Genomic DNA, 24,037 nt, shown 5'->3' with positions numbered 1-24,037 from the left:
CATGATCCTAGAGCTACGCGCGCTCCGGGATGATCCGTCGCTTCCGCAGGTCCGCGATCTGCTCGACGAGCATCGCCGACGTCTCGACGTAGCGGTGGAAGCCCGCCCGCCGCGCCTTCGACGTGTCGCCGAACATGTCGTAGTCCCACGAGAACACGAAGTCGCCGAACGCCCACGAGGACACGTCCGCGTAGGGGGTGGGGGCGAGCCCGTGGCGGGCCACCATCGCGTCCCAGACGGGTTCCTTGTCGGCCATGACGTCGGCCAGCGACATGGGCAGCGGCGGTGCCACCTCCAACCCGAACTGCTCGGCGAGCAACGGCCACAGCCGGCGCCAGCGGAACAGGTCGCCGTTGGCGATGTTGAACGCCTGGTTCGCCGCGTTCGGGTCCGTGGCCGCCCACTCGGTGGCCTCGGCGAGCAGGCCCGCGTCGGTCAGCTCGAGCAGCGCGTCGTACGCGCCCGGCTTGCCGGGGAACCGCAGCGGCACGCCCAGCTCGGCGCTGATCGCGGCGTAGACCGCCAGCACGTTGACGATGTTCATCGGGTAGCCGAGCCCGAACCCCGCCACGACCGACGGGCGGATCGCCGACCACGTGAACCCGCGGGCCGCCGCGGCCTCCTCGACGAGGCGCTGCTGTTCGACGTTGAACTCCGGCGGCATGTGCGGCGGGTCGTCCTCCCGCGCGGGCGTGTCGAACGGGCCGAGGTGCGCACCGTAGACCTTGTAGCCCTGCATGAGACTGACGTGCTGTAACGCCGTTCCACCCACCGCGTCGAGCACGGTGCGCAGCATCGTCACGTTCGGCGCGACCAGCTCCGACCAGCTCGGTCGATCCTGGTAGGCCGCGTAGAACACGTGGGTGACGGCCGGCTGGTCCTGCAGCGCCGCGCGCACCGACCCGACGTCGAAGAGGTCGGCCTGCACGTGCCGGCCGGGACCCGGCCGGCGGGACAGCCCGATCACCTCCCACTCGGGGTTCGCCCGCAGGTGCGTGGCCAGCCGGCCGCCGATCACGCCGTTCGCCCCGACGACGAGCGCCACGCGCGTCATGCCGCGACCTCGACCCGCTCGCGGCGCCGCGCACCGGCGAGCGCGATCCCGAACGCGCCGGCGACCATCAGCGCACCGACCCAGCTCGGCGACGTCAGGCCCAAGCCCGCGCCGATCGTCAGACCGCCCAACCAGGCGCCGACGGCGTTGCCGAGGTTGAACGCGGAGATGTTGGCCGCCGAGGCCAGCGTGCCCGCCGAGCCGGCCGCGTCCAGCACGCGCGTCTGCAGGCCCGGCACCGTCGCGAAGCCGACGACGCCGATCGCCGCGAGCGTCACGATCGCGGGGACGGGTCCGGCGGCCGTGATCGTGAACAGGCCGAGCAGGAGCGCGAGCAGGGCGAGCAGCACCAGCAGGGACGGGACGAGCGCCCGGTCGGCGGCCTTGGCGCCGGCGAGGTTGCCGACCACGGCGCCGATCCCGAAGACGAGCACGATCCAGGTCACTGCGCCGGCCGGGAAGCCCGCGACGTCGATCATCAGTGGCGCGACGTAGGTGAACGCGGCGAAGAGTCCCCCGAACCCGAGTGCCGTGGTGGCGAGCGCCAGCCACAGGCGCGGGTTGCCGAACGCGGCAAGCTCGGCCCGCAGGCTCGCCGCCGGGTCGGCCGGCTGCCGCGGCACCAGTGCGAGCACGCCCAGCACGGCGACCACGCCCAGCACGGTGATCACCCAGAACGTCGTCCGCCAGCCGAAGGCGTGGCCGATCGCGGTGCCCAACGGCACCCCGACCACGTTCGCGACGGTCAGGCCGGTGAACATCAGCGCGATGGCCGCGGCCCGGCGCTGCGGCGGAACCAGCCCGGCGGCGACCACGGACCCGACGCCGAAGAACGCGCCGTGGCACAACGCAGCGACGACCCGGCCCAGCATGACCAGGCCGTAGCTCGTGGCTACCGCGGTGAGCAGGTTGCCGAGGACGAACAGCCCGAGGAGGCCGAGCAGCACGGTCTTGCGGGGCAACCGGGTGGCCGCCGCGGTGAGCAGCGGCGCGCCGATCGCAACGGCGAGGGCGTAACCCGTGACCAGCAGGCCGGCGGCGGGGATGTCGACCCCGAGGTCGGCGGAGACGTCCGGCAGCAGGCCGGCGACGGCGAACTCCGTGGTCCCGATGCCGAAGGCACTGATCGCCAGCGCGAGAAGCGCGAGCGGCATGACGCGTCCTCCTTCATTACGCGTGAGCAGATATCTGGCGTGCGCAATGATTGCACGCGCTTCCTATCCGCGCAATCCGGTATGATGCGGGAGACAGCGATCGCGAGGAGAGGTCATGGGGATCGCCGACGACGCCGTCGAGGTGCGGGCTCAGGGCTGGCGCACGCTCGCAGCGCTGCACGGCCGGCTGGAGGAGGCGCTCGAGAAGGCGCTCCAGGCCCGGTTCGACCTGTCCGTCGTCGAGTACACGGTGCTCGACACGCTCGACCGCCAGGATGGCTGGCACATGCGCATGCAGCAGCTCTCGCGCGCCGCTGCCCTGTCGCACAGCGCGACGACGCGGCTGGTCACACGGCTGGAGAAGCGCGGCCTGCTGCGCCGCACCCTCTGCGACGACGACCGCCGCGGGATCTACAGCTCGCTCACCGACGCCGGCCGCGAGCTACTGGCCAAGGCGCGTCCGGTGCACGACGACACCCTGTCCGCCACCCTCGACGAGGCGTGCGCCGTGCCCGAGCTGGAGCCGCTCGTCACGGCGCTGCACGCGCTGCCGCGAGCCTGATCACGCCACCGGCGTGCCCTGCTCCACCAGCTCGCTGCGGGTGCGGCGCAGCAGCCCCGCGTCGTCGACGGCGTAGTACGACATCGCCGACAGCGGCGGCGAGTAGGCGTGCACGCTCACCGCAGGCGTCGGCTCCGGGTTGCCGACGTCGTGCACGTGGCCGAGGGGGAACCCGGCGCTCGACCCGGCCGCCAGGCGGCGCGTGGCCAGCCCGGTGCCGACCCACCGCTGCTCGGACAGTGCACCCGACACCACGGTCAGCGCGCCCAGCGACCCGCCGTGGTCGTGCAGCTCCGCCGACTGCTCGGTGGCCCAGCTGATCAGCCACACGTCCACGAACGCGTCGCTGCGCAGCAGCCGGTACCAGCGCTGATCAGGGTCGACGTGCACCGGATGGAGTCCGGCGCGGACCTCCGCGGCGACCTCACGGGTCAACGACCTCAGATCGGCGAGCGCCAACGGCGTGGGAGCGTGCAGCAGCACGGGAGTACTCCAGAGGGAAGGGCCGGACGAGCGGACGAGACGTCAGCTCCGGCAACACCCCTGGTCGAACTGGTCCGCGCGACGGCCACCCCAGATCTCTCCGAGAACGGCGGCCTGCGAGAACACCTGGACATGTGAACACACAAGGACCGGCGGCGTCCACCGGCCTCCCAGCCCGCGGGCAGTCCCGGCAAATGTCCGGCCTATGACCGGTGTGCCGCCAACCACTCCCGCAGATCGCCGAGCGGGCGGTCCCGTTCCGGCTCGTTGTAGATCTCGTGCCACAGCCCCTCGTACCAGTGCACCGTCTGGTCCGGGGACCCGCTCGCGGCCTCCAGCACCTTCGTGCCGGCCGGGTCGGTCAGCACGTCGACGGAGCCGTGCTGCAGCAGCAGCGGCAGTCGCAGCTCGCGCGCCCGCTCCGGCAGCACGTCGAACTGGCCCACCAGGCGCGCCGAGAGACCCAGCGTCGGGTTGCCGTGGTGCACCAGCGGATCTGCCTGGTAGGCGGCCACGACGTCGGCGTCCTTGCTGATCTTCGTGGCGTCGATGCCGGCCGGCCGCAACGTCGGCGCCACCTTGGCCAACCCGCGGAGCAGCGGCAACAGCGGCTTCGGCACGGCGTCACTGGCCAGCGCCGGCGCCGAGAGCACCAGACCGGCCAGGTCGTCCTGGTGGTCCAGCGCGTAGGCGAGCGCGATCTGCCCGCCCATGCTGTGGCCGAGGAGGAACACCGGCAGGTCCTCGTGGCGGGCCACGACGGTCCGGCGGAACAGGTCGTAGTCGCTCAGCCAGTCGGCGTAGTCGTCCAGGTGCGCGCGCCGGCCCGCCGAACGGCCGTGCCCGCGGTGGTCGAGCCCGTACACCGCCCACCCGTCGGGCAGCAGCGCGTCGACGACGTTGCCGTAGCGGCCGGAGTGCTCGCCGAGGCCGTGGCAGAGGAGGACGACCCCGGACGGCGGTCCGTCCGGTAACCATCCTTGCCAGAACAGCTCGACGCCACGCGCACCGACCAGCCTGCCCTCGACGTGCATGGGCCGAACTTAGAGGGTCCTCTTACTGCCCGACGAGCGACGACGCCTGCAGATCGATGTCCTGCCGCACGTCGGTGGCCACCGGCACGTCGAGCGCGACCTCCAGCTGCTCGAACCCCGACGCCGTCACCGAGAGCGTGTAGGTGCCCGCCGTCAGGTCGGCGATGCGGAACCCGCCGTCGCCGCCGGACTGCACCTCCTCGACGACCTCGCCGTCCTGCAGCAGCACCAGCTGGGCCTCCGCCACCGCTTCCTCGGCGCCCCACACCGAGCCCGCCACCGACGACGACCGCACCAGCGGCACCGTGACCGTCGCCGGTCCACCCGCCACGACCACCGCGCCCGCACCGGGTTGGTGCTGCGCCGCCGACGCCACGACCATGTACGTGCCCGGCCCGGGCGCGGTCAGCTCGACCTTCCCGTCGGGGCCCGTCTCGGCCGCGGCGACATGGGTGCCGAGGTCGTCCACCAGCGCCACCGACGCCGCCTCGACCGGCTCGTCGTCGCGGCCCGACACCCGGACGAACACGGGCATCGCCGGGCCCGACGGATCCCGCGGCGCGGGGTGCGCGGTGGCCGCGCTCAACGACACGATCGGCGCCGCGCTCGGCCGGTCACCCGTCTCCGCCACACCGAACGTCCGCAGCAGCGCCACGTCGACGGCGGCGTGCTCGGCCGCGCGCTCGGCCGGCGTGCGGCGCGGCCGGCGGTCCTGCTCGGCCGCGCTCTCGGCGTGCACCGCGGCGAGGTCGGCGCCCGTCGGACCGGCGCCCTCCTCGTCCTCGTAGGCGGGATCGTCGTCCGGCTCGTCGGCGGCGGGCTCGTCCGCCCAGTCCGGCCCCGCAACGCTCGGATCGTCCTCGGCCGGATCGTCCACCACATCTGACGCAGCCACCGCTCCACCCTCCTGAACAGGGCCGTCCTCGGAACCTGCGGCCGGGTCCGCGCCCGCCGCAGGTGATGGTGCTTCGGCGGCCGCGGCCACCGGAAGTGCCGGTTCCCGGTCCGTCGAGTCGAGGCTCGTCGCGGCCTCGTCGCCGTCCTCCCCCGGCTCATCGGCCTGACGCTCGTGCGAGCGTCCGGCCAACCCGGCAACGGCCACCCCGCCCGCGGCAGCGGCAGCGAGCCCGGCGACCGTCAGCGCGGCTCCTCCGTGTTGCTCGGAAGCGGCCGGCTGGCCGTCCGCCGCAGCCGCCGGTTCCCCTGCCTCGACCGGTTGCGCCGCCGACTCGACGTCGATCGGTCCGGCCGGATCAGCCACGCTGCCCTCGGCGCTGCCCTCGGCGACAGCGGGGACCGGGGTGGGGGCGGCCTCCGCTCCCTCCGTGATCACATCGGCTGCGGTGTCGTGCTCGGTCTCGCCGTCGTCGGTCGGCGTGTCCGTCGCCTCGGTGACGACCTCCTCCTCGACCGGGCCACCGGCACCTGACCCGGCCGCAGCGCCCTCCCCGAACCCGGCGACCTCCTCGGCCTGCTCCGCCTCGGTGCGGCCGGCGGGGTTGTCCGTGGTGTCGGCGTCGTCGGCGGGCAGCCAGGCGTCCGCCCGCTGGTCGTCGGTTGCGGCCTGGTCGCCCTCCGGTTCGCCGACGGACTGCGCGCCGTGCAGCGCAACGCCGGCGACACCGGCGAGCCCGGCCGCTGCGGACAGCCCCACCACGCCGGCGCTCGGACCGGACGCAACCGGCTCCTCCGGCGCAGCATCCTCGCCACCCGCTGGGCTCGCGCCGGCAGCGGACGACTCCTCCGCGATCGGCTCCGGCGCGGACGCGCCCTCCGCCGATTCATCAGAAGCCGATCCTGCAGACGCCGAGTCCCCAGCCATCGACTCGGAATCCGCAGTCTCACCTGCATCCGCAGGCTCTCCGCCGGCGACGTTCCCGGCAGGCTCCTCCGCAGGGGCCGACTCCTCGGCGGCAGGCTCGCCGCCGTCGGCGACGGTCCCCGCTGCGGGCTCCTCCGTTGCCGGCCCATCCGCGGCGGACTCCTTCGACAACGCCTCGTCCGCAGCAGAACCCTCCGCCGCGGGTTCACCCTCCGCACCGTCGGTCTGATGCGCCGCGACGGCGGCGAGTCCCGTGGCGCCGGCCGCGCCGGTGATCACCCCGGGAACCCACGACCGGCTCTTCGCCTGCGCCGGCTGCTCGGCGTCGGCCCACGGTTCGCCCGGCCCGTCCGGGTCGCCGGTCATGCGGGCCCCGCGCGCCCACGGCGTGTCCGCGCCTTCCGGGTTCACCGGCGGACGGGGCCGCGCGGCCGCGGGCACCGCAGCGGGCGCCGGCGGCTCCGGCTCCTCGACGGCTTCGGCCGCCGCCGGCACGACCTCGGGCGCGATGGCGGCGGGCACGTCCTTGCCCTCCACGCCCCGCAGCTCGACCAGCTCGGCGACCGTGCGCGGGCCGGTGCGGTGCCGGGCCGAGGTCTCGTGCCGGCGCAGCCACCGCAGGAACACCCAGATCGCCAGCGCGACGAGCACGACCAGTGCCACGACGACCGACACGACGACGACGATTGTGCTCATGCGGAGCGCTCCCAGATCACGGGGACGGACGACTTCACGTCGAGGCGCGAACCTAGCACCGACCTTGATCGATCCGCCGGACAGCGCGCCGGGGAAGTCACCTGCCCGGGACGGCTCGGTCGAGGCATCATCGCCGGGTGGACTCGACCCGGATCGATCGGTGGTTGTGGGCCGTGCGCCTGGTGAAGACGCGCTCCGCGGCGGCCGACGCGTGCCGCGGCGGGCACGTACGCGTGAACGATCGTTCGGCGAAGGCGGCGACCCCGGTGAAACCGGGTGACGTCGTCCGCGCCCGGTTGCACGACCGCACCCGGTTGGTCGACGTCGTCCGGGTGATCGACAAGCGGGTCGGGGCGCCGGACGCCGTCACCTGCTACGTGGACCGGTCCCCCGAACCGGTACCCGGCCTGTCCGGCCCGGTGGCGCGGCGCGACCGCGGCGCCGGCCGCCCGACGAAGCGCGACCGGCGCGAGCTGGATCGCCTCCGCGGGATCGAGTGATCTAGGAGGCCGAGCCGACGGCCGACCGGACAGAGGGCCCGCTGTCCGGCACGCCCGCGAAGTCGGGGAGGTCGACACCGTTGATGGCGCGGTCGATCAGCTCCATGTCGAACTCGGGCTCGGCGGCCGGGTCGGCGTCCGGCGCGGGCAGCAGGCTGCGCACGTGCAGCCGGCCGATCTCCTGGTTCGCCTCGACGAACGGGCGCATCCGCTCCTCGTAGCGCGCGAACGCGACCTCCGGGTCCCACCCGGCGGCGGCCAGCTCCCCGGCCAGGAGGTAGGCGCCGATGAGCGCCAGCCCGGTGCCCGCACCCGACATCGGCGACGCGCAGAACGCGGCGTCGCCGAGCAGCCCGACCCGGCCCTTCGACCAGCGGTCCATGACCACCTGGGCGACCTGGTCGAGGTAGAAGTCCGGGGTGTCGTCCACGTGCGCGAGGATGCGCGAACTCTCCCAGCCGAAGCCCGCCATCTGCTCGCGCAGCAGGCGCTTCTGGGCGTCGATGTCGCGGTGGTCGATGTCGAACGCGGGTGACGGGAAGGAGAACATCGCCATCGCCCGGGTGTTGTCCGGCAGGGGCCGCAGACCGGCGGAGCGTCCACCGTCGTTGTGGTCGATGAGCCAGCGGTCGATCCCGAACTCGTTGGGCACGCTGTAGAAGGCCAGCACGAGCCCGAGGTGGCGGATGAACTGCTCGCGCGGGCCGAAGACCATCGCACGCAGCGAGGAGTGCAACCCGTCGGCGCCGATCACCAGGTCGAACCGCCGGCGCGTCCCACTCGCCAGCACCACGTCCACACCGTCGCCGTCCTGGACCAGCTCGGCGATCCGGTCGTCGAACAGGTACTCCACACCGTCGCGGGTGTCGTCGTAGAGCACCTGCGACAGGTCGCCGCGCAGGATCTCGATGTCGGCGATGAACCCGTCGCCGCCGTGGTCGTCGGCGCGGAACGTCTCCAGCACCTTCCCGTCGGCGTCGACGAAGTACGCGCCGGCGGTGTCGGTGCAGGCCGCGCGCACCGTCTCGTCCAACCCCATCCGCCGGATGACCTCCTTGGCGACGCCGCGCGCGTCCACGGCCTGCCCACCGGGCCGCAGCCCGGGCGCCCGCTCCACGACGGTCACCTCGGCCCCGCGGCGGCGCAGCCAGTGGGCCAGCGCCGGCCCTGCGATGCTCGCTCCGGCCACCAACACCTTGACACTGCTCACTGGAGAACTCCTGCTCCTCGATCCGGGTTTGCCGATCAGGTAGACCCGGGCGCGAGCAGGAACTCATCGCGGTGCCGGGCACCTCGCCGAGCATGTCGGCACCGCGGTGGGAGCGGTAGTGACAGATGTCGACGACTACACGCGCACCGCCGGCAGCTCGACGACGGGCCGCTCGCTGCGTTCCCGCAGGCCGAGCGCCGTGACGGCGACGACGATGACGGCGAGTCCGATCCACTGGGTGCCCGTGAGGGTGGCCCCGAGGAACCCGACGCCGATGAGGGTGGCGGTGACGGGGAACGCCATCTCGGCGAGGGTGGCGCGGCCGGCGGCCGTCGACTGCAGCCCGATGTAGTAGAGAGTGAGGGCGAGCAGGCCCGGGATCAGCGCGAGCAGGACGAGCGGCCCGAGCTGCGCGACGGTGACGGCGACCGGGGCGCCCTGCACGCCGAGGACGAGCGCCGCCGCGGGGAGCCCGATCGCGAACCGCAGCACCGTCACGTCGCGGCTGGCGACACGCTCGCTGACCATGCGGCCGAGGACGGTGCCGATGGCCCACAGCACCGCAGCGCCGACGGCGAGCAGGGCCGCAGCGACCTGCCGGGGCGCGACGGCCAGCGGATCGGGGAACGCCATCAGCCAGGCACCGGCGAGCGCCGGCACGGCGAACGCCCAGTAGGCGGGACGGAAGCGCTCGCCCAGCAGCACGGCAGCCGCGAGCACCGCGACCAGGGGTTGCAGCTTCTGCAGCACCAGCGGCGTCACCGGGTCCCCGAGCCGGAAGGCTGCGGTGAACAGCGCCGTGGCCACGGCGGACGCCCCGGCGCCGATCAGCACGAGCGCGAGCCGGTCGCGCGGGCTCGCCGCACGGAAGGCCCGCACCGCGGACGGCAGGAACGGCAGGAGCACCACCACCACGATGAGGTGTTCCCAGAAGACGACGGTGGCGGCGGGCACGGCCTGGGCGAGCGGCTGGCGCAACAGGCCGTCGGTGCCCCAGAGGGCCGCCGCGACCGCCACCAGCCACATCCGGTCGGTACCGGTCGGGCGAAGGCTCACGATGCCCCCAACACCGGACGGTCGTGATCCATGCCCGTCGCCGACGCGGTTGACGGATTCTGTCTCCGGGTAGTCCTCGCCATCGACGCCACCGGACTCCGCAGCAAGCTCACGCTGCGCCTCGACGGGGCGGCGCTGCCTGCACAGCTGGGGCGGGTGCGCCGCGTGATCGCGGCGTGGCTGGCGGAGGGTGGACTCGACCCGGACACCATCGACGACGTCGTGCTCGCGACCAACGAGGCGCTCGCGAACGCGGCCGACCACGCGTTCGCCGGCGCCGACGGTGAGGTGGTGCTGCGCGCCGACCGGACGGCCGGGGACGTCCTGCGCGTCATGGTGCACGACACCGGCCGATGGCGTCCGCCACCGACCGATCCGGGGTTCCGCGGCCACGGCATGAGCCTGATGGCGGGTCTGGCGCAGCGCTGCCGGGTGCGCCGGGGCCGGACCGGCACGACCGTCGAGATGTCCTGGCGGCTGCCCGGCCGGCCGAACCCCGCCTGAGGTCACCTCGTGACGGGCAGGTCCGCCTGGACGACGGTGGGGGCGGGCGCGTCGTCGGCGTCGTCGGGGTTGCCGTCCTGCTCGACGGCGTTGACCGGCTGCTGGACGGTGTCGCAGGTGGCCGAGCCGATGGTGACGGTCTGCGTGGGTCGGTTGTCGCTGGGCTGCGTCAGCAGCGGGAGACCGGGCAGGCCCAGCGAGTCCGGACCGGGCACGAGCGGGGCAGGCGAGGCCGACGTCGTGCGCGGAGTCGGCGCCGTGGCCCGGGGGCGGGGTCGGGGCGCGACGGGCGTGTCGTCCGCCGTGTCCGTGGAGTCGCCGGAGTCGTCCGGCTCGTCGGCGGTGACGAAGCCGACGTTCCTGGTCGGGGGCCCGCCGGCCGGCAGGACGGTCACCCGGATGCCCGTGACGGTGATGGTGCCGTCGGCGTTGCGCTTCTCCTCGCCGAACGTGGCCCTGGCGATCGTGAGGTCGACGGTCTGGCCGCGGACGGGGAACTGCGGGAGCGCGGTGCCGAGCAGCGACCCGTTGACGATCTCGACCTTGCCGCGGCCGTCCTCGCAGCTGGTCTTGACGACGTCGGCGGAGAGCAGCGCGGCGAGCTTGAGCTCGGCCACGGACGTGGCGGCGTACCCGGCGCGCGCGTCCGCGGTGAGCAGCCCGCCGGAGACGCCCGCCTCCGCGAGCCCCGGCACGGATGCGAGCCCGACGGCTTCGGCGTGCGCGGGCTTGCCGTCCGGTGCGGCGACGCGGGTGAGCGGGCCGAAGTTCAGCAGGCCCTGACCGGCGAGCGCGAACGCCGTCTCCGGGCGCTCACCGGGATCGGCAGTGGCCGGCGCGGCCCAGGTCAGCAGGGCGGCCGCGGCCACGAGGCCGGCGACGGCGGCGCGGGCCGAGCTCCTGCTCGTCACTGTCGTCGTCCGCACGGTCAGTCGTCCGTGATCATCACGAGCGTGCCGAGCGGCACGGCGGTGAGCTTGGTCAGCGCGGCTGCGGGCACCCGGATGCAGCCGTCGCTGGAACCGGTGCCGAACACGTCAGCCGTCGGCCAGGTGTGGATGGCGACGGTGCCGGGGCCGCCGCCGAAGGTGTCGAGCGTCGCGCTGTGCGTGCCCAGCGGCAGGATGACCGGGGAGAACTGCTGGTTCGGGTCGGTGAACGCACCGAGCAGGAAGGTGCGGCCGACCGGGGTGGGCGCGGACGGCTTGCCGATGCCGACGGTCCAGGTGTCGGTCACCCGGCCGTCCTTCAGCAGCTGGACCTTCTTCTGCCCCAACCGCACGTTGATCACGAACGGGGTGCGGGCGTCCTCGACGTCGGCCGCACGGATCCAGCCGGTGGAGCCGTTCGGCTTGGACGGCAGGAGCACCCGCACCCAGCCCGGCTGCTGGTCGATGACGGGGAGCCACGTGTCGCCCGCGTCGCCGAGCATCGTGCGGGGCAACCGCGCGAGCGGCTTCCCGTCGGGCGTCTCGTGGATCGGGGTCTCGCGGATCGGGTGGACGACGAGCCCGTCGGTCGCGTTCCACGGGGTCTGGTCGACCGGCGCGCCGTCGACCGTGGTGCGGGTGGTGGAGAGCGGCAGTACCGCGGTGGCCGGGTCGACTCCGGCGACGGCGATGGCCGCGTCCAGCACGGGATCGGCGTCGGTGCCGCCGGGTCGAGCGGGGCTGCCGAGTGCCAGACCGGCGACGATGCCGACGACGGTCACGAACGCGCCGAGCGCGACGCGGTGCACCATCCGGGTCGGCACCGTCGGCGGCGTGGTTTCCGGGACGTCCGTCTCCGTGAGCATCGTTCCCCATCAGGCATGTTCGGGGCGGGCTGCACGCGGGGCGTGCAACCCGAAGAACGATGTTCACACGATCGGGTTACGCTCGATCGTGTGAATTCACAGAGCTCCTCGTAACCGACGGTCAGGTCGGTTCGGGCACCTCGGTGAGGGCGAACGTGGCGACGTCGAGCACGAACCCGCGCAGCTCGGTGTCGGGCAGCAGGAACGGGTCGCGGCGGAGGGCGCGCAGGCCGGCGGCCACGTTCTCGGCGGGGTCGGCGAACGTCCCGGGCCGCCACGGCGGACGCAACCCCGTGTCGAGCTCGAGCTCGGTGGAGAACTCGTCGTCGGTGAACGACGCGAGCCCGCAGCCCGTGTGCGCCACCAGCAGCACGGTGCGGGTGCCGAGCTTGCGCTGGCTGATCACGATCGAGCGGCGGGTGTCGGAGGTGATGACGGCGCCGGCGTTGCGCAGCACGTGCGCCTCCCCCGGTGCCAGACCGAACAGGAGCGCGGGGTCGATCCGCGCGTCCATGCAGGTGACGATGACGGCGCGGCGTGCCGGAGCGGCCGCGAGCCCGGCCGCGGCGGCGGCCGATGCCCGGGCGCCGTCACGACGGGAACGATCGAGCAGGTCGTCGGCGTCCATTCGGTCACGGTAGCCACGGATTCCGTGCTCAGGCCGTGATCTCGGCCATGCTGCGCGACCCGCGACCGAACAGCACGGAACCTGATCCGGTCGGGGAACGTCCTACAGGTGCACGTGGCGTCGGCGCTCGCCCTCACAGGGGGTGCACGCCGTCCTCGCTATCGTGGCCGAAGGTCGGGCCTCTCTCCGCGCAGCGGCCGACCACCGCTTTCATGCCCGGAAGGACCGTCCACCCCATGCAGTCGAACAGCCCCTCGCAGCCGCCGCAACCCGGGCCCCGTCCGGGACCGCCGGCCGGCCCGCCGGGGCCGTACGGTGGACGCCCGCCCGGTCCTCCGCACCCCGGTCCGGGTACGGGTCCACTACCGCCGTACGGGGGACCCCCGACGGGGCAGCAGCCGCCGTTCGCCGATCCCCGCATGCAGCCGCAGCAGGCGCGGGGGCCGAAGCTGCCCGACACCGTGCGGGTACCGGGGCTGTCCGGTGGCGGGCCGGGTGGGCCGCGCAAGCCGATCGACCGCCGCCTGGTGATCGGCGGTGCGGCCGCCGTGGCGCTGGTCGCGGTGCTCGTGGTGGTGCTCGTCGTGACGTTGTCCGGGCGATCCGACACGCCCCCGGCGGGCAAGCTCGGGCCGATGGCGGGCACGCCGGGGCAGGATCACGGGGTCCGGCCGGTCACGCAGATCGAGGCGCCCGCGTCGGGCCGCACCCTGAACGTCGCGCAGGACGGCTCCGGCCAGTTCCGGACGATCGGCGAGGCCGCGGCGCAGACGCAGCCCGGCGACACCGTCGTGATCGCGGCCGGCACCTACCAGGAGCCGCTGGAGATCCCGCGGAACGGCGAACAAGGCAAGTACATCACCTACCAGGCGGCGCCCGGCGCCGAAGTCGTGATCACCGGCAACCCCGACACCGACGGGCTCGTCGAGATGCGTGACCGCAGCTGGATCAAGCTGATCGGGCTGAAGGTCCGCGGGTCGGGCGACCACGGCGTCTACGGCTCGGACGCCAGCCACATCGTCGTGCAGGACACCGAGGTCGCCGACTCGCAGGACGGCGGCATCGTGTTCATCGACGGGTCCGACATCCAGGTGCTGCACAGCGAGGTGAACCGCTCCAACGCCCAGGGCACCGAGGCCAAGAACGAGGCCATCTCGATGTCCAACATCGACGGCTTCGAGATCGCCTACTCCGTCGTGGAGAACTGCGGCGAGGAGGGCATCGACGCGAAGTACGAGGCCCGCAACGGCAAGATCCACGACAACACGACGCGCGCGAACCGCGGCCCGAACATCTACGTCGACGCGGCCAACACGATCGAGGTCTACAACAACACGGTGCTCGGGGCCACCGGCGAGGGCAAGGCGGGGATCTTCCTCGGCGTCGAGGACATCTCCGAGACCCGCCGCACCTACAACGTCAAGATCTACAACAACGTGATCACGGGCAACTCGGGCGGCGGCATCAACTTCTTCGTCGAGTCCGAGGGCACGTTCAGCGACCTGTCGATCGTCAACAACACGATCGCGAACAACGCCGGCCCCGGCATCAACGCGCGCGACTACCAGTTCACCGGCACCAACGTGCTGCGCAACAACATCGTCACGGGCAACAGGCCCGACAGCGCGGGCAACATCGGCGTGTTCGCTGCCGACCACAACCTGTTCGGCAGCGGCCCGGTCGGGTCGGACCCGGTGCAGGGGACCGTCCAGTTCGTCAACCCGGAGGCCGGCGACCTGCAGCTGGCGCCGGGCTCGGCCGGCATCGGTGCCGGGATCGCCGACGGCGCCCCGCAGGCCGACCTGCTCGGCGTGGCCCGCACCAACGGCAAGGTCGACCTGGGGGCGTTCCAGAACAAGTGACGGGCGTCGTCACGGCGGACCGGACGCCCCACCCAGCCGCTGCAACGCCCCGGTGACGGCCGCCGCAGCGGCCTCGGCGTCGAGGGACGGGTGGCCGTGCAGGTGCAGCCCGGCGTAGCGCAGGACGGCCGCCTGCACGACGAACGCGTCGCCCTCGGGGTCGGTCGCGGGCAGGCTGCCGTCGGCGCGGCCGCGCCGCAGCGCGTCCTCCAGCAGTTCGCGGTGCCGGTCATGGCCGGCCTCGACGGCGGCGGCGACGGTGGTGCCGGCGGTCGGGTCCGGCGCGAGGTAGGACCGGGCGGATGTCGCGGCACCCTCGTCCCGGACGAGCTCGAGGTAGTGCCCGACCCACGCGCGGGCCGCGCCCGCGCCGTCGGGCGCCCCGGAAACGGCGGCGGCGAGCTCCTGCCCGACGGCCTCGGCGGCCTCGGCGGCGAGCTCGGCGAGCAGCGCGTCCTTGGAGGCGAAGTGCCGGTAGAAGATGCGGCGGTTGACGTGTGCGACGCGCAGGATGTCCTCGACGGCGGCGGTGCCGTGCCGGGCTGTCAGCTGGACGGCGGCACGCATGATGGCCTCGCGATCGTGCGGGGACGCCGTGCCGGCCATGGGGTACCTTCCCCGCTCGGTTCCGGACCCCCCGAAGGCGCCGATGGTAGCGGCGAGCGACCGGTTCCGGACCGGTTCAGAGTGATCCGAGCCACAACGATGGCGAGATGCGACTCATCGGTACGAGAACTCCGCAGGTCAGCAGGCCATCGGCGGGTTCGTGACCATTCCGTTGCCAACACATGGGAACTGGGGAGCAACCGCCCCCCGCCCCATGACGTCTCTTAGGTCATGGAGGCAACAGCAACCGCACCGCTCAGCCTGCACCCCGTGCTGGCCGAGGTCGAGGCGCGTGCCGCCGGCCAGGTCCCGCACGTCGCCTACGGCGCCGGCAGCGGCACCGCCGTCGGTCGCGCCGCCAAGCGCACCATCGACATCCTGGGCGCTCTCACGGGCCTGTTGCTGACCCTCCCGGTCCTGCTCCTGATCGCCGTCGCCGTCCGCATCGAGGGTGGCCCGGGCGTCATCTTCCGGCAGCAGCGCGTCGGCCAGCACGGACGCGTCTTCACGCTCTACAAGCTGCGCTCGCTGAAGCCGGTCGCAGACGAGGGCGACGTCCGCTGGAACATCGACAACGACGCGCGCCTGGGCAAGGTCGGCAAGTTCATCCGCCGCACCAGCCTCGACGAGCTGCCCCAGCTGTTCAACGTGCTGGTCGGCGACATGAGCCTGGTCGGCCCGCGGCCGGAGCGCCCGTTCTTCGTCGACCAGTTCTCACAGGAGATCCCCGGCTACGCCCTGCGTCACCGCGTCCCGGTCGGCCTCACCGGCCTGGCGGTCGTGAAGGGCCTGCGCGGCGACACCTCGATCCCGGAGCGCGCCCGCGTCGACAACGAGTACGCGGACAACTGGTCGCTCTGGCTCGACATCAAGATCATGTTCCGCACGGTGGGGTACCTGATCTCGCACTGAGTCACGGACAGCCGATTCCCGCGGCGCAACGAAGGGCCCGGACGCCTCCCGCGTCCGGGCCCTTCGTCGTTTCCGGCACACTGGTCGGGTGCAGGAGCTGATCGCCGCGGTGGCCGTCATCGGGATCCCGCTCGTGATCGCCGGGGGGTTCGCCGTGCTGGCCACGCGCGCTCGCCGCCGCGGCACGAGCGGTGGGCTGATGGGGGTCTTCGAGCAGATGTGGGACCCCGCGGCGCACCGCATGGGTGAGGACACCGTCGCGCGCGAGGAGCGCACGGCGCCGGCGCCGCTCCCGGGCGATCCGCCCCGCCTGGTGTGAGCCCCGCCGAACGGCGCCTGCTGCGCACCACCTTCGACGCCGTCGCCGAGCGCTACGACGCGGTCCGCCCCCGCTACCCCGATGCGCTGGTGGCCGAGCTGGTCGAGCTCGCCGGGATCGGGCCCGGCTCGCGGATCGTCGAGATCGGGAGCGGCACCGGGCAGCTCACCGTGCCGCTGGCAGCCACGGGTGCGGACGTCACGGCGGTCGAGCTGGGACCGCAGCTGGCCGCAGTGGCCCGGCGGAACCTGGGCGGTTTCCCGCGCGTCCGCGTCGTCCAGGACGCGTTCGAACGGGTCGACCTGCCGGACGGAGCATTCGACCTGGTGGTCGCGGCGACGTCGTTCCACTGGATCGACGAGGGAGCACGGTTCGCGAAGCCGGCGCGCATCCTGCGGCCCGGCGGGTCACTGGCGATCGTCGAGACCCACCACATCTCGGCCGGAGGCAGCGCCGACTTCTTCGCCGCCTCCCAGCGCTGCTACGAGGCCTGGGACCCGGACACCCCGCCGGACCTGCCGCGCACCACCGTCGCGGGCACCCCGGTCGAGCGGCCGGATCTGGTCTCGCCGCTGTTCACGGCACCGACGCTGCGCCGGCACCTCCAGGACGTCACCTACGAGACCGACGAGTACCTGCAGCTGCTGTGCACCTACTCGGGCCACCTGGCGCTGCCCGACCACCTGCGCGCGGGCCTGCTGAACTGCCTCGCCGACCTGATCGACGGGCAGCACGGCGGCCGCGTCACGAAGCAGTACCTGTTCGAGCTGCGGGTCGCGCAACGGCTCTGACGGGCCGGGGCGGGGACTCCCCCGAGTGGCCCCACCCCGGCCCCGGACGGTGCACCGGCGCCCCGGTCACCGTGGCTCGACACCGTCAGGACGGCGCTGCGGCGGCATCCTCCGCGTGCAGCGGGCAGCGCGGGTCGATGCAGGGTTCGTCGACGACCCCGGCCCGGTAGTCGGCGTTGGCCAGCACCGAGCAGATGCAGCCGCCGGCGAGGGCGCGCGGGCCGCCGGGCGCCATCCCCATGTCGGTCTCGGGCGTCGCCTCGTCGGTCATGCGGTCCCCTCCCACGCCTGCACGGTTCGCGGCGACCGTCCCCCGGCCACGCGCCGCGGAAGGTTACTTGATACCCCGGGTAACGCTAATTTCGGGTCAGCAAGATGACCGAATGATCACGGACGTCTGCCCAGCAACGATGCGATGCCCTCGACGGTGAGCGGTTGGTGCGGGTCGAGGACGACCCCGTGGCGCCGCGCGATCCCGTCGACCTGGGCCCACAGCAGGGCCGTCAGGTTGTCGGCGAGCTCGTCGCGGCTCACCGCCCGCGAGTCGAGCCACCACTCCGCCGCGTTCTGCACGAACCCCACCGTGCCGTGTGCCCACACCGGTGCCAGGCGGGCCGCCGCCGGGTCGAAGGGCAGCACGTACTCGCGCATCAGCGACGTCAACGCCTCGGCGACGAACGCCTTGTCCACGCCCGCGACATCACGACCCTCGGCCGGCACGCGGCGCGCGAAGAAGCGGTATATGCGCGGCGACTCGTCGATGAAGCCGAGGAACGCCTCGATCGTCAGCCGGATCCGCTCCAGCAGCGGCCGCTCGGCGAACATGGCCGGCATCAGCCGCGCCATCAGCAGGTTCGTCGCACGGTCCCCCATCGCCTCGACGAGGGCCGCGCGGTCGCCGAAGTGCCGGTAGATCACCGGCTTCGTGACCCCGGCCCGCGCGGCCACCTGCTGCAGCCCGAACTCCGGCCCGTCCTCCTCCAGCACGGCCAGCGCGGCGTCGATGAGCTGCTCGCGGCGACGCACCCGGTGGGCAGCCCACCGGGTGCTGCGGCCATCCGCAGCGCCGGACCGGCCCGCGTCGTGCTCCTGGCGTGCCGCCACGAACCGGTTCCCCCCTCCGGCCGCCCCCAGTGATCACGGAGGCGGGCCGGCGACAACGCTACGCCCCCTCACCCTGGGTAGCCGTCGCACACCATCGCCACGGCCTCGGCGGCCGACGCCACGTGCGCGATGCCCGGTACCTCCCGCCCGTCGGCGTCGACGACCCGCCAACCCGCGACCGACACGACCGGCACCCCGCCGCGGCGCATCGCCAGCGCTACCTCGCTCAACGTGCCCCACGACCCGCCGACGACGATGACGGCGTCGGCGCTCCACACGATCACCGCGTTGCGCGCCTCGCCCATGTTCGTGGCGAGCACGACGTCCAGGTCCGGCGCGGCGTCCTCCCGGGAGGGACCGGGCCGCACGCCCGCCACCAGCCCGCCCGCGGACCGGGCGCCGGCCGCGACCGCCGCCATCACCCCCGTCCCGCCGCCGCAGACCACCACCGCACCGCGGCCGGCCAGCAGCCGCCCGACGTCGAACGCGATCGCCCGCTCGGTCTCCGTCGCCTCGGCCGGGCCGCACACCGCAACCTGGAACGCCATGTCCGGATCGTGGCAGTATCTGCCGGTGAGCAGACCGGCATCGGCGCAACACCTGCGCGATCTCGCGCTGCTGCGGCGCGTCCGCGACCGGATCGACCGCGAGTACGCCCAGCCGCTCGACGTCGAGGCGCTCGCCAAGGGCGTCAACATGTCGGCGGGGCACCTCAGCCGCCAGTTCCGCCTGGCGTACGGCGAGTCGCCCTACAGCTACCTGATGACCCGACGCATCGAGCGCGCCATGGCACTGCTGCGCTTCGGCGAGCTCAGCGTCACCGAGGTGTGCTTCGCCGTCGGCTGCCAGTCGCTGGGCACGTTCAGCACGCGGTTCACCGAGCTGGTGGGCATGCCGCCGAGCGCCTACAAGCGGGAGGCGGCCGGCACGCTCGAGGGGATGCCGCCGTGCGTCGCGAAGCAGGTCTCCAGACCGATCAGGAATCGAGAAGCAACCGCGCCGGCGCCGGCCCTACCGTGACGGCCATGGACATCAGCATCTACCAGGCCTTCCTCCCCCACGAGGACCCGCAGGCGTCGATCGCCTTCTACCGCGACACGCTCGGCTTCGAGGTCCGCAACGACGTCGAGTACGGCGGGCTGCACTGGATCACGGTGGGCCCGGCCGACCAGCCGGGCACGTCCATCGTGCTGCACCCGCCGGCCGCCGACCCCGGCGTCACCGAGGAGGAGCGCCGCACGATCGCGGAGATGATGGCCAAGGGCACCTACGGGGGCATCAACCTCGCCACCAAGGACGTCGACCGCACCTTCGAGGAGCTGCAGAGCGGCGACGTCGACATCGTCCAGGAGCCGACCGACCAGCCGTGGGGCGTCCGCGACTGCGCGCTGCGCGATCCCGCCGGCAACCTGATCCGCATCTTCCAGGTCGGCTGAAGAATCCGAGGCTCGGAGACCACGATGACCACCGCACACGCCGCGGACAGCCACGACCTGATCCGGGTCCACGGGGCGCGCGAGAACAACCTCAAGGACGTCAGCATCGAGCTGCCCAAGCGGCGGCTGACGGTGTTCACGGGGGTCTCCGGCTCGGGCAAGAGCTCTCTGGTGTTCGACACGATCGCCGCGGAGTCGCAGCGCCTCATCAACGAGACGTACAGCGCCTTCGTCCAGGGGTTCATGCCCACGCTGGCCCGCCCCGACGTCGACGTCCTCGAGGGGCTGACCACGGCGATCATCGTCGATCAGCAGCGGATGGGTGCCGACCCGCGCTCGACCGTCGGCACGGCCACCGACACCGGGGCCATGCTGCGCATCCTGTGGAGCCGGCTCGGGGAGCCGCACATCGGCTCACCACAGGCGTTCTCCTTCAACGTGGCCTCCATCAGCGGCGCGGGCGCCGTCCAGTTCGAGCGGGGCGGCAAGACGGTGAAGGAGCGCCGCGACTTCGCCATCGTCGGCGGCATGTGCCCGCGCTGCGAAGGTCGCGGATCGGTGAACGACGTCGACCTCACCGCGCTCTACGACGAGACGAAGTCGCTGAACGAGGGCGCGATCACCATCCCCGGCTACAGCATGGAGGGCTGGTACGGGCGCATCTACCGCGGCTGCGGCTGGTTCGACCCCGACAAGCCGGTCAAGGACTACACGAAGAAGGAGCTCGACGCCCTCCTGTACAAGGAGGCCACGAAGATCAAGGTGGACGGGGTCAACCTCACCTACCTCGGGCTGGTGCCGCAGATCCAGAAGTCGTTCCTGTCGAAGGACATCGACTCCCTGCAGCCGCACATCCGCGCCTTCGTGGAGCGCGCGGCGACGTTCCGCACGTGCCCGGAGTGCGACGGCACGCGCCTCACCGAGCTGGCCCGCTCGTCGAAGATCGACGGGCTCAGCATCGCCGACGCCTGCGCCATGCAGATCAGCGACCTGGCCGGCTGGGTGCGCAAGCTCGACGAGCCGTCCGTCGGGCCGCTGCTGCAGGCGCTGGGCCACACGCTCGACTCGTTCGTCGGGATCGGGCTGGGCTACCTCTCCCTCGACCGACCGGCGGGCACGCTGTCGGGCGGCGAGGCGCAGCGCACCAAGATGATCCGGCACCTCGGCTCGTCGCTCACCGACGTCACCTACGTCTTCGACGAGCCGACGATCGGCCTGCACCCGCACGACATCCAGCGCATGAACGACCTGCTGCTGCAGCTGCGCGACAAGGGCAACACGGTGCTCGTCGTCGAGCACAAGCCGGAGATGATCGCGATCGCCGACCACGTCGTCGACCTCGGGCCGGGTGCCGGCACGGCCGGCGGCGAGATCGTCTTCGAGGGTTCGCTGGACGGCCTGCGCAGGAGCGGCACCCGCACCGGCCGGCACCTGGACGACCGCGCGCGGCTCAAGCCGTCCGTGCGCACCCCGTCGGGCGCGCTGGAGGTGCGCGGAGCGAGCACGCACAACCTGCGCGACGTCGACGTCGACATCCCGCTGGGCGTGCTGGTGGTCGTCACCGGCGTGGCGGGGTCGGGCAAGAGTTCCCTGATCCACGGATCGGTGTCGGGCCGCGACGGTGTGGTCTCGGTCGACCAGGCGCCGATCCGCGGCTCGCGGCGCAGCAACCCGGCCACCTACACCGGCCTGCTCGACCCCATCCGCAAGGCCTTTGCGAAGGCCAACGGTGTGAAGCCGGCCCTGTTCAGCGCCAACTCCGAGGGCGCCTGCCCGAACTGCAACGGCGCCGGCGTGGTCTACACCGACCTGGGGATCATGGCCGGGGTGTCGGCGCCGTGCGAGGTGTGCGAGGGCCGCCGCTTCGCCGACTCCGTGCTCGAGTACGAGTTCGGCGGCAAGGACATCAGCGAGGTGCTCGCGATGCCCGTCGCCGAGGCGCAGGCGTTCTTCGGCGACGGCGAGGCCAGGACCCCGGCCGCGCACACGATCCTCACCCACCTCGCCGACGTCGGGCTCGGCTACCTCACCCTCGGCCAGCCGCTGACCACGCTGTCCGGCGGCGAGCGGCAGCGGTTGAAGCTCGCCACCCGCATGAGCGAGAAAGGTGCCGCCGACTCCGCGGTCTTCGTGCTCGACGAACCCACGTCCGGGCTCCACCTGGCCGACGTCGAGCAGCTGCTCGCGCTGCTCGACCGGCTCGTCGACGCCGGCCGCTCGGTGATCGTGATCGAGCACCACCAGGCCGTCATGGCGCACGCGGACTGGATCATCGACCTCGGTCCGGGCGCCGGGCACGACGGCGGCCAGATCGTGTTCGAGGGCACCCCGGCCGATCTCGTCGCCGCCCGTTCCACCCTCACCGGGCAGCACCTGGCGGAGTACGTCGGAGCCGGGTGAAGCGCCGGTGAAAGCCGGCTGACCGACACTGCCGGCATGGCGCAGAACCAGACGACCGTCGAATCGGACGTGGAGGTGCCGGGCGGCGCGACCGTGCGGATCGCCCGGCACGGCGACCCGCACGCCCCGATCGTGCTGTGCGTGCACGGGCTGTCGGCGAACCTGCGCGCCTTCGACTACGTCGCAGACCGAATCGGCGGCGCCGAGCACCAGGTCGTCGCCATGGACCTGCGGGGACGCGGGCAGAGCAGCATCACCCCGCCCGGCAGCTACGGGCTGGCGTCGCACGCCGCCGACGTCCTGGCCGTGGCCGACGGGCTGGGCGCCGACCGGTTCGACCTGGTCGGCTGGTCGCTCGGTGCGCTCATCGGGATCACCGTCGCCGGCCTGGCAGGTGAGCGGCTGCGCACGCTGACGCTGATCGACCACGCCCGCGAGGAGGAGCCCGCCGTCCACGCCGCCGTCCGGGCCGGGCTGGGTCGCCTCGACGCGGTCGTCGGCGATCCCGCCGACTACGTCGCCACCCTGCGCACCGCCGGTCACGTCGCCCAGTGGAGCCACTACTGGGACCGCCTGTACGCCTACGAGCTGCACGCCACCGGCGACGGCTGGCGCCCGCGCACCAGCAAGGCGGCGTGCACCGAGGACCTCGACCGCTTGGCGGACGAGCGAGCCGGGCTGGTCGCGAACTGGTCGCGGATCACGATGCCCGCGCTGCTCGTACGGGCCGCCGTCCCGTTTGCCGGCGGCGACACCGTCACCGCCGCGGACCGGGACGCGCTGCGCGCCGCGGCCGCTGACCTGCGGGTCGTCGAGGTGCCGCAGAACCACTTCGGCGTCATGACCGACGAGCGGACCGCCGACGCGGTCGGACAGCTCCTCATGCGTCGGCGTACTCCCTGAGCGCCCCGGTGTTGGCGTTGCGCTTCACGATCCGGCTCAGCAGCCCCGTCATCGGCCGCGAGGACAGCAGCCGGTAGACGCGGTCGCGCTGCCGGATCTTGCGCGCCGTCGGCGGGGCCAGGTGCCGGCCCGCGCTCGCCGCGAACTTCTGCGACTTCGTCGTCGCCGGGCGCATCACCTCCTCGTAGCGCGCAAAGGCTGCGACGTGGTCGCCACCGGCCGCGGCCAGCTCACCGGCCAGCGTGTACGCCCCGAGCATCGCGTGCCCCGTGCCGTTGCTGCCGGGGCCACCGCACCAGGCGGCGTCGCCGAGCAGCACGACCCGACCCTGCGCCCAACGCGGCAGGTGCACCTGGGCGAACGACGTGACGTACAGGTCGTCCGCCTCGTCCATCGCGTCGATGACCTGCGGCACGATCCAGCCCATGTCCGCGAAGCGCTCGCGGACGATCGCGCGCTGTGCCTGCGCGTCGCGCCGGTGCTGGCCGAGCTCGGGTGCCTCCGCGACGAGCATGACCCCCGCCCGGTGCGGGTCGCGGGCGCTGCCGACGTTGACGTAGCGGCCGGGCTCGTTGTGGATGCGGGCGCTGTGGTCGAGGCCGAGCACGTTCGGCATCGTGAAGCCGATCGCGTGGTAGCCGAGATCGGCGGTGTGCCCGTCGCCGAAGAGCAGGCGGCGGACGCCGGAGTGCTGCCCGTCCGCGCCGACGACCAGGTCGAACCGCCGCCGCGGGGCCCGCTCGAACGTGACGTCGACGCCGTCCGCGTCCTGGCGGAGTGCGATGATCCGGTCGCCGAACACGTACTCGACGCGGTCGGCCGTGTGCCGGTGCAGGACGGCCGACAGGTCGCCGCGCTCGACCTCCAGCTCCCCGCTGAAGACGACCGACGGCATGCGGGAGACCTCGCGGCCGTCCCGGTCGACGATCAGCTGGTCGCCCATCCCCGTGGCGCACGCGCGCAGCTCGTCGAGGATGCCCATGCGCTCCAGCAGCGCCATCTGGTCGCCGCGGAAGTCGACGGCCGATCCGCCCTTCCGCAGCTCGTCGGCCTGCTCGACGACCGTCACCTCGTAGTCGTAGCGGCTCAGCCAGAAGGCCAGCGACGGTCCGGCGATACCTGCACCTGAGATCAGCACCGTTGTCATGCGCTGACGGTAGCGCTGGCTTATCCACTTGGTCAATCCAAATGGATAAACCAGTTGGA

General features: G+C 73.0%; 26 protein-coding genes. 11 read left to right on the top strand and 15 right to left on the bottom strand.

The window, feature by feature from the left end:
* Window positions 1-13: 13 nt before the first annotated feature.
* Window positions 14-1,054: an SDR family oxidoreductase gene (locus ACQEVB_RS09605; RefSeq protein ID WP_432967700.1), complete on the bottom strand. Its 1,041-nt coding sequence runs from the start codon at window positions 1,052-1,054 to the stop codon at window positions 14-16.
* Complete coding sequence (locus ACQEVB_RS09600; protein WP_432967697.1) at window positions 1,051-2,208, bottom strand: MFS transporter; 1,158 nt, start codon at window positions 2,206-2,208, stop codon at window positions 1,051-1,053. Before ACQEVB_RS09600 ends, ACQEVB_RS09605 begins: the two co-directional genes overlap by 4 nt.
* 115 nt (window positions 2,209-2,323) lie before the next feature.
* Here ACQEVB_RS09600 and ACQEVB_RS09595 point away from each other — a divergent pair, with 115 nt between their 5' ends.
* Entirely contained in the window at window positions 2,324-2,770 is a 447-nt protein-coding gene (locus tag ACQEVB_RS09595) for a MarR family winged helix-turn-helix transcriptional regulator (RefSeq protein WP_432967694.1), read from the top strand.
* Here the strand turns inward: ACQEVB_RS09595 and ACQEVB_RS09590 are convergent, their stop codons facing one another.
* The 3 genes from ACQEVB_RS09590 to ACQEVB_RS09580 all read right to left on the bottom strand — a co-directional run bounded on the left by ACQEVB_RS09590 (window position 2,771) and on the right by ACQEVB_RS09580 (window position 6,805).
* A complete protein-coding gene (locus ACQEVB_RS09590; RefSeq protein WP_432967691.1) occupies window positions 2,771-3,253 on the bottom strand; it encodes a cysteine dioxygenase in 483 nt (160 codons plus the stop codon).
* A 203-nt stretch (window positions 3,254-3,456) separates the two neighbouring features.
* Window positions 3,457-4,287 carry an alpha/beta hydrolase gene (locus ACQEVB_RS09585; protein WP_432967688.1) on the bottom strand — a complete coding sequence of 277 codons (831 nt, stop codon included), beginning with the start codon at window positions 4,285-4,287 and terminating at the stop codon, window positions 3,457-3,459.
* A gap of 22 nt (window positions 4,288-4,309) precedes the next feature.
* Window positions 4,310-6,805 (bottom strand): carboxypeptidase regulatory-like domain-containing protein, encoded by a 2,496-nt coding sequence (locus tag ACQEVB_RS09580; RefSeq protein WP_432967685.1) that lies wholly within the window; start codon window positions 6,803-6,805, stop codon window positions 4,310-4,312.
* Window positions 6,806-6,942: 137 nt separating this feature from the next.
* On the opposite strand from ACQEVB_RS09580, the gene ACQEVB_RS09575 reads away from it, so the two are divergent.
* Complete coding sequence (locus tag ACQEVB_RS09575) at window positions 6,943-7,305, top strand: RNA-binding S4 domain-containing protein (protein WP_432967682.1); 363 nt, start codon at window positions 6,943-6,945, stop codon at window positions 7,303-7,305.
* Between the two features lies 1 nt (window position 7,306).
* Here ACQEVB_RS09575 and ACQEVB_RS09570 read toward each other — a convergent pair whose 3' ends face one another.
* Together ACQEVB_RS09570 and ACQEVB_RS09565 are read right to left on the bottom strand one after the other, a co-directional pair.
* Window positions 7,307-8,515, bottom strand: a complete 1,209-nt coding sequence (locus ACQEVB_RS09570) for an FAD-dependent monooxygenase (RefSeq protein ID WP_432967680.1) — start codon at window positions 8,513-8,515, stop codon at window positions 7,307-7,309.
* Between the two features lie 135 nt (window positions 8,516-8,650).
* On the bottom strand, window positions 8,651-9,541 hold the full coding sequence (locus tag ACQEVB_RS09565) for a DMT family transporter (RefSeq protein WP_432980256.1): 891 nt from the start codon (window positions 9,539-9,541) through the stop codon (window positions 8,651-8,653).
* A gap of 60 nt (window positions 9,542-9,601) precedes the next feature.
* Between ACQEVB_RS09565 and ACQEVB_RS09560 the strand changes: the two genes are divergently transcribed.
* Complete coding sequence (locus ACQEVB_RS09560) at window positions 9,602-10,075, top strand: ATP-binding protein (protein WP_432967677.1); 474 nt, start codon at window positions 9,602-9,604, stop codon at window positions 10,073-10,075.
* A 2-nt stretch (window positions 10,076-10,077) separates the two neighbouring features.
* On the opposite strand, the gene ACQEVB_RS09555 is transcribed toward ACQEVB_RS09560, so the two are convergent.
* From ACQEVB_RS09555 to ACQEVB_RS09545, 3 genes are all read right to left on the bottom strand, one after another.
* The gene (locus ACQEVB_RS09555) at window positions 10,078-11,001 is read right to left on the bottom strand and encodes a hypothetical protein (protein ID WP_432967674.1); all 924 of its coding nucleotides are present in this window, start codon (window positions 10,999-11,001) and stop codon (window positions 10,078-10,080) included.
* A 2-nt stretch (window positions 11,002-11,003) separates the two neighbouring features.
* Window positions 11,004-11,870, bottom strand: a complete 867-nt coding sequence (locus ACQEVB_RS09550; protein ID WP_432967671.1) for a L,D-transpeptidase family protein — start codon at window positions 11,868-11,870, stop codon at window positions 11,004-11,006.
* A 121-nt stretch (window positions 11,871-11,991) separates the two neighbouring features.
* Window positions 11,992-12,498: a beta-class carbonic anhydrase gene (locus tag ACQEVB_RS09545; protein ID WP_432967668.1), complete on the bottom strand. Its 507-nt coding sequence runs from the start codon at window positions 12,496-12,498 to the stop codon at window positions 11,992-11,994.
* A gap of 419 nt (window positions 12,499-12,917) precedes the next feature.
* On the opposite strand from ACQEVB_RS09545, the gene ACQEVB_RS09540 reads away from it, so the two are divergent.
* Entirely contained in the window at window positions 12,918-14,360 is a 1,443-nt protein-coding gene (locus ACQEVB_RS09540) for a right-handed parallel beta-helix repeat-containing protein (protein WP_432967665.1), read from the top strand.
* 9 nt (window positions 14,361-14,369) lie between these two features.
* Here ACQEVB_RS09540 and ACQEVB_RS09535 read toward each other — a convergent pair whose 3' ends face one another.
* Window positions 14,370-14,966: a TetR/AcrR family transcriptional regulator gene (locus ACQEVB_RS09535; RefSeq protein WP_432967662.1), complete on the bottom strand. Its 597-nt coding sequence runs from the start codon at window positions 14,964-14,966 to the stop codon at window positions 14,370-14,372.
* A gap of 231 nt (window positions 14,967-15,197) precedes the next feature.
* On the opposite strand from ACQEVB_RS09535, the gene ACQEVB_RS09530 reads away from it, so the two are divergent.
* From ACQEVB_RS09530 to ACQEVB_RS09520, 3 genes are all read left to right on the top strand, one after another.
* Window positions 15,198-15,878 (top strand): sugar transferase, encoded by a 681-nt coding sequence (locus ACQEVB_RS09530; RefSeq protein WP_432967659.1) that lies wholly within the window; start codon window positions 15,198-15,200, stop codon window positions 15,876-15,878.
* Between the two features lie 88 nt (window positions 15,879-15,966).
* Window positions 15,967-16,197 (top strand): hypothetical protein, encoded by a 231-nt coding sequence (locus ACQEVB_RS09525; protein ID WP_432967656.1) that lies wholly within the window; start codon window positions 15,967-15,969, stop codon window positions 16,195-16,197.
* Window positions 16,194-16,988 carry a class I SAM-dependent methyltransferase gene (locus tag ACQEVB_RS09520; RefSeq protein ID WP_432967653.1) on the top strand — a complete coding sequence of 265 codons (795 nt, stop codon included), beginning with the start codon at window positions 16,194-16,196 and terminating at the stop codon, window positions 16,986-16,988. The genes ACQEVB_RS09525 and ACQEVB_RS09520 overlap by 4 nt, the downstream gene beginning before the upstream one ends.
* Before the next feature lie 85 nt (window positions 16,989-17,073).
* Here the strand turns inward: ACQEVB_RS09520 and ACQEVB_RS09515 are convergent, their stop codons facing one another.
* The 3 genes from ACQEVB_RS09515 to ACQEVB_RS09505 all read right to left on the bottom strand — a co-directional run bounded on the left by ACQEVB_RS09515 (window position 17,074) and on the right by ACQEVB_RS09505 (window position 18,640).
* On the bottom strand, window positions 17,074-17,259 hold the full coding sequence (locus ACQEVB_RS09515) for a hypothetical protein (protein ID WP_432967650.1): 186 nt from the start codon (window positions 17,257-17,259) through the stop codon (window positions 17,074-17,076).
* A gap of 116 nt (window positions 17,260-17,375) precedes the next feature.
* A complete protein-coding gene (locus ACQEVB_RS09510) occupies window positions 17,376-18,092 on the bottom strand; it encodes a TetR/AcrR family transcriptional regulator (RefSeq protein ID WP_432967647.1) in 717 nt (238 codons plus the stop codon).
* 68 nt (window positions 18,093-18,160) lie between these two features.
* Window positions 18,161-18,640 (bottom strand): TIGR00725 family protein, encoded by a 480-nt coding sequence (locus ACQEVB_RS09505; protein WP_432967644.1) that lies wholly within the window; start codon window positions 18,638-18,640, stop codon window positions 18,161-18,163.
* 25 nt (window positions 18,641-18,665) lie between these two features.
* Here ACQEVB_RS09505 and ACQEVB_RS09500 point away from each other — a divergent pair, with 25 nt between their 5' ends.
* From ACQEVB_RS09500 to ACQEVB_RS09485, 4 genes are read left to right on the top strand one after another with little or no spacing between them, the layout of a single operon-like run.
* Window positions 18,666-19,112 (top strand): helix-turn-helix transcriptional regulator, encoded by a 447-nt coding sequence (locus ACQEVB_RS09500; RefSeq protein WP_432967641.1) that lies wholly within the window; start codon window positions 18,666-18,668, stop codon window positions 19,110-19,112.
* Between the two features lie 5 nt (window positions 19,113-19,117).
* Window positions 19,118-19,528, top strand: coding sequence for a VOC family protein (locus tag ACQEVB_RS09495; RefSeq protein WP_432967638.1), 411 nt, complete (start codon window positions 19,118-19,120; stop codon window positions 19,526-19,528).
* A 24-nt stretch (window positions 19,529-19,552) separates the two neighbouring features.
* The gene (locus tag ACQEVB_RS09490; protein ID WP_432967635.1) at window positions 19,553-21,928 is read left to right on the top strand and encodes an ATP-binding cassette domain-containing protein; all 2,376 of its coding nucleotides are present in this window, start codon (window positions 19,553-19,555) and stop codon (window positions 21,926-21,928) included.
* Between the two features lie 36 nt (window positions 21,929-21,964).
* The gene (locus tag ACQEVB_RS09485; RefSeq protein ID WP_432967632.1) at window positions 21,965-22,831 is read left to right on the top strand and encodes an alpha/beta fold hydrolase; all 867 of its coding nucleotides are present in this window, start codon (window positions 21,965-21,967) and stop codon (window positions 22,829-22,831) included.
* Here the strand turns inward: ACQEVB_RS09485 and ACQEVB_RS09480 are convergent.
* Complete coding sequence (locus ACQEVB_RS09480) at window positions 22,809-23,978, bottom strand: FAD-dependent monooxygenase (RefSeq protein WP_432967629.1); 1,170 nt, start codon at window positions 23,976-23,978, stop codon at window positions 22,809-22,811. The genes ACQEVB_RS09485 and ACQEVB_RS09480 overlap by 23 nt on opposite strands.
* Window positions 23,979-24,037 lie beyond the last annotated feature (59 nt).

Source organism: Pseudonocardia sp. CA-107938, from assembly GCF_050936315.1.
In the GTDB taxonomy this organism is placed as follows: domain Bacteria; phylum Actinomycetota; class Actinomycetes; order Mycobacteriales; family Pseudonocardiaceae; genus Pseudonocardia.
This window is presented reverse-complemented; position numbering and strand designations above follow the sequence as displayed.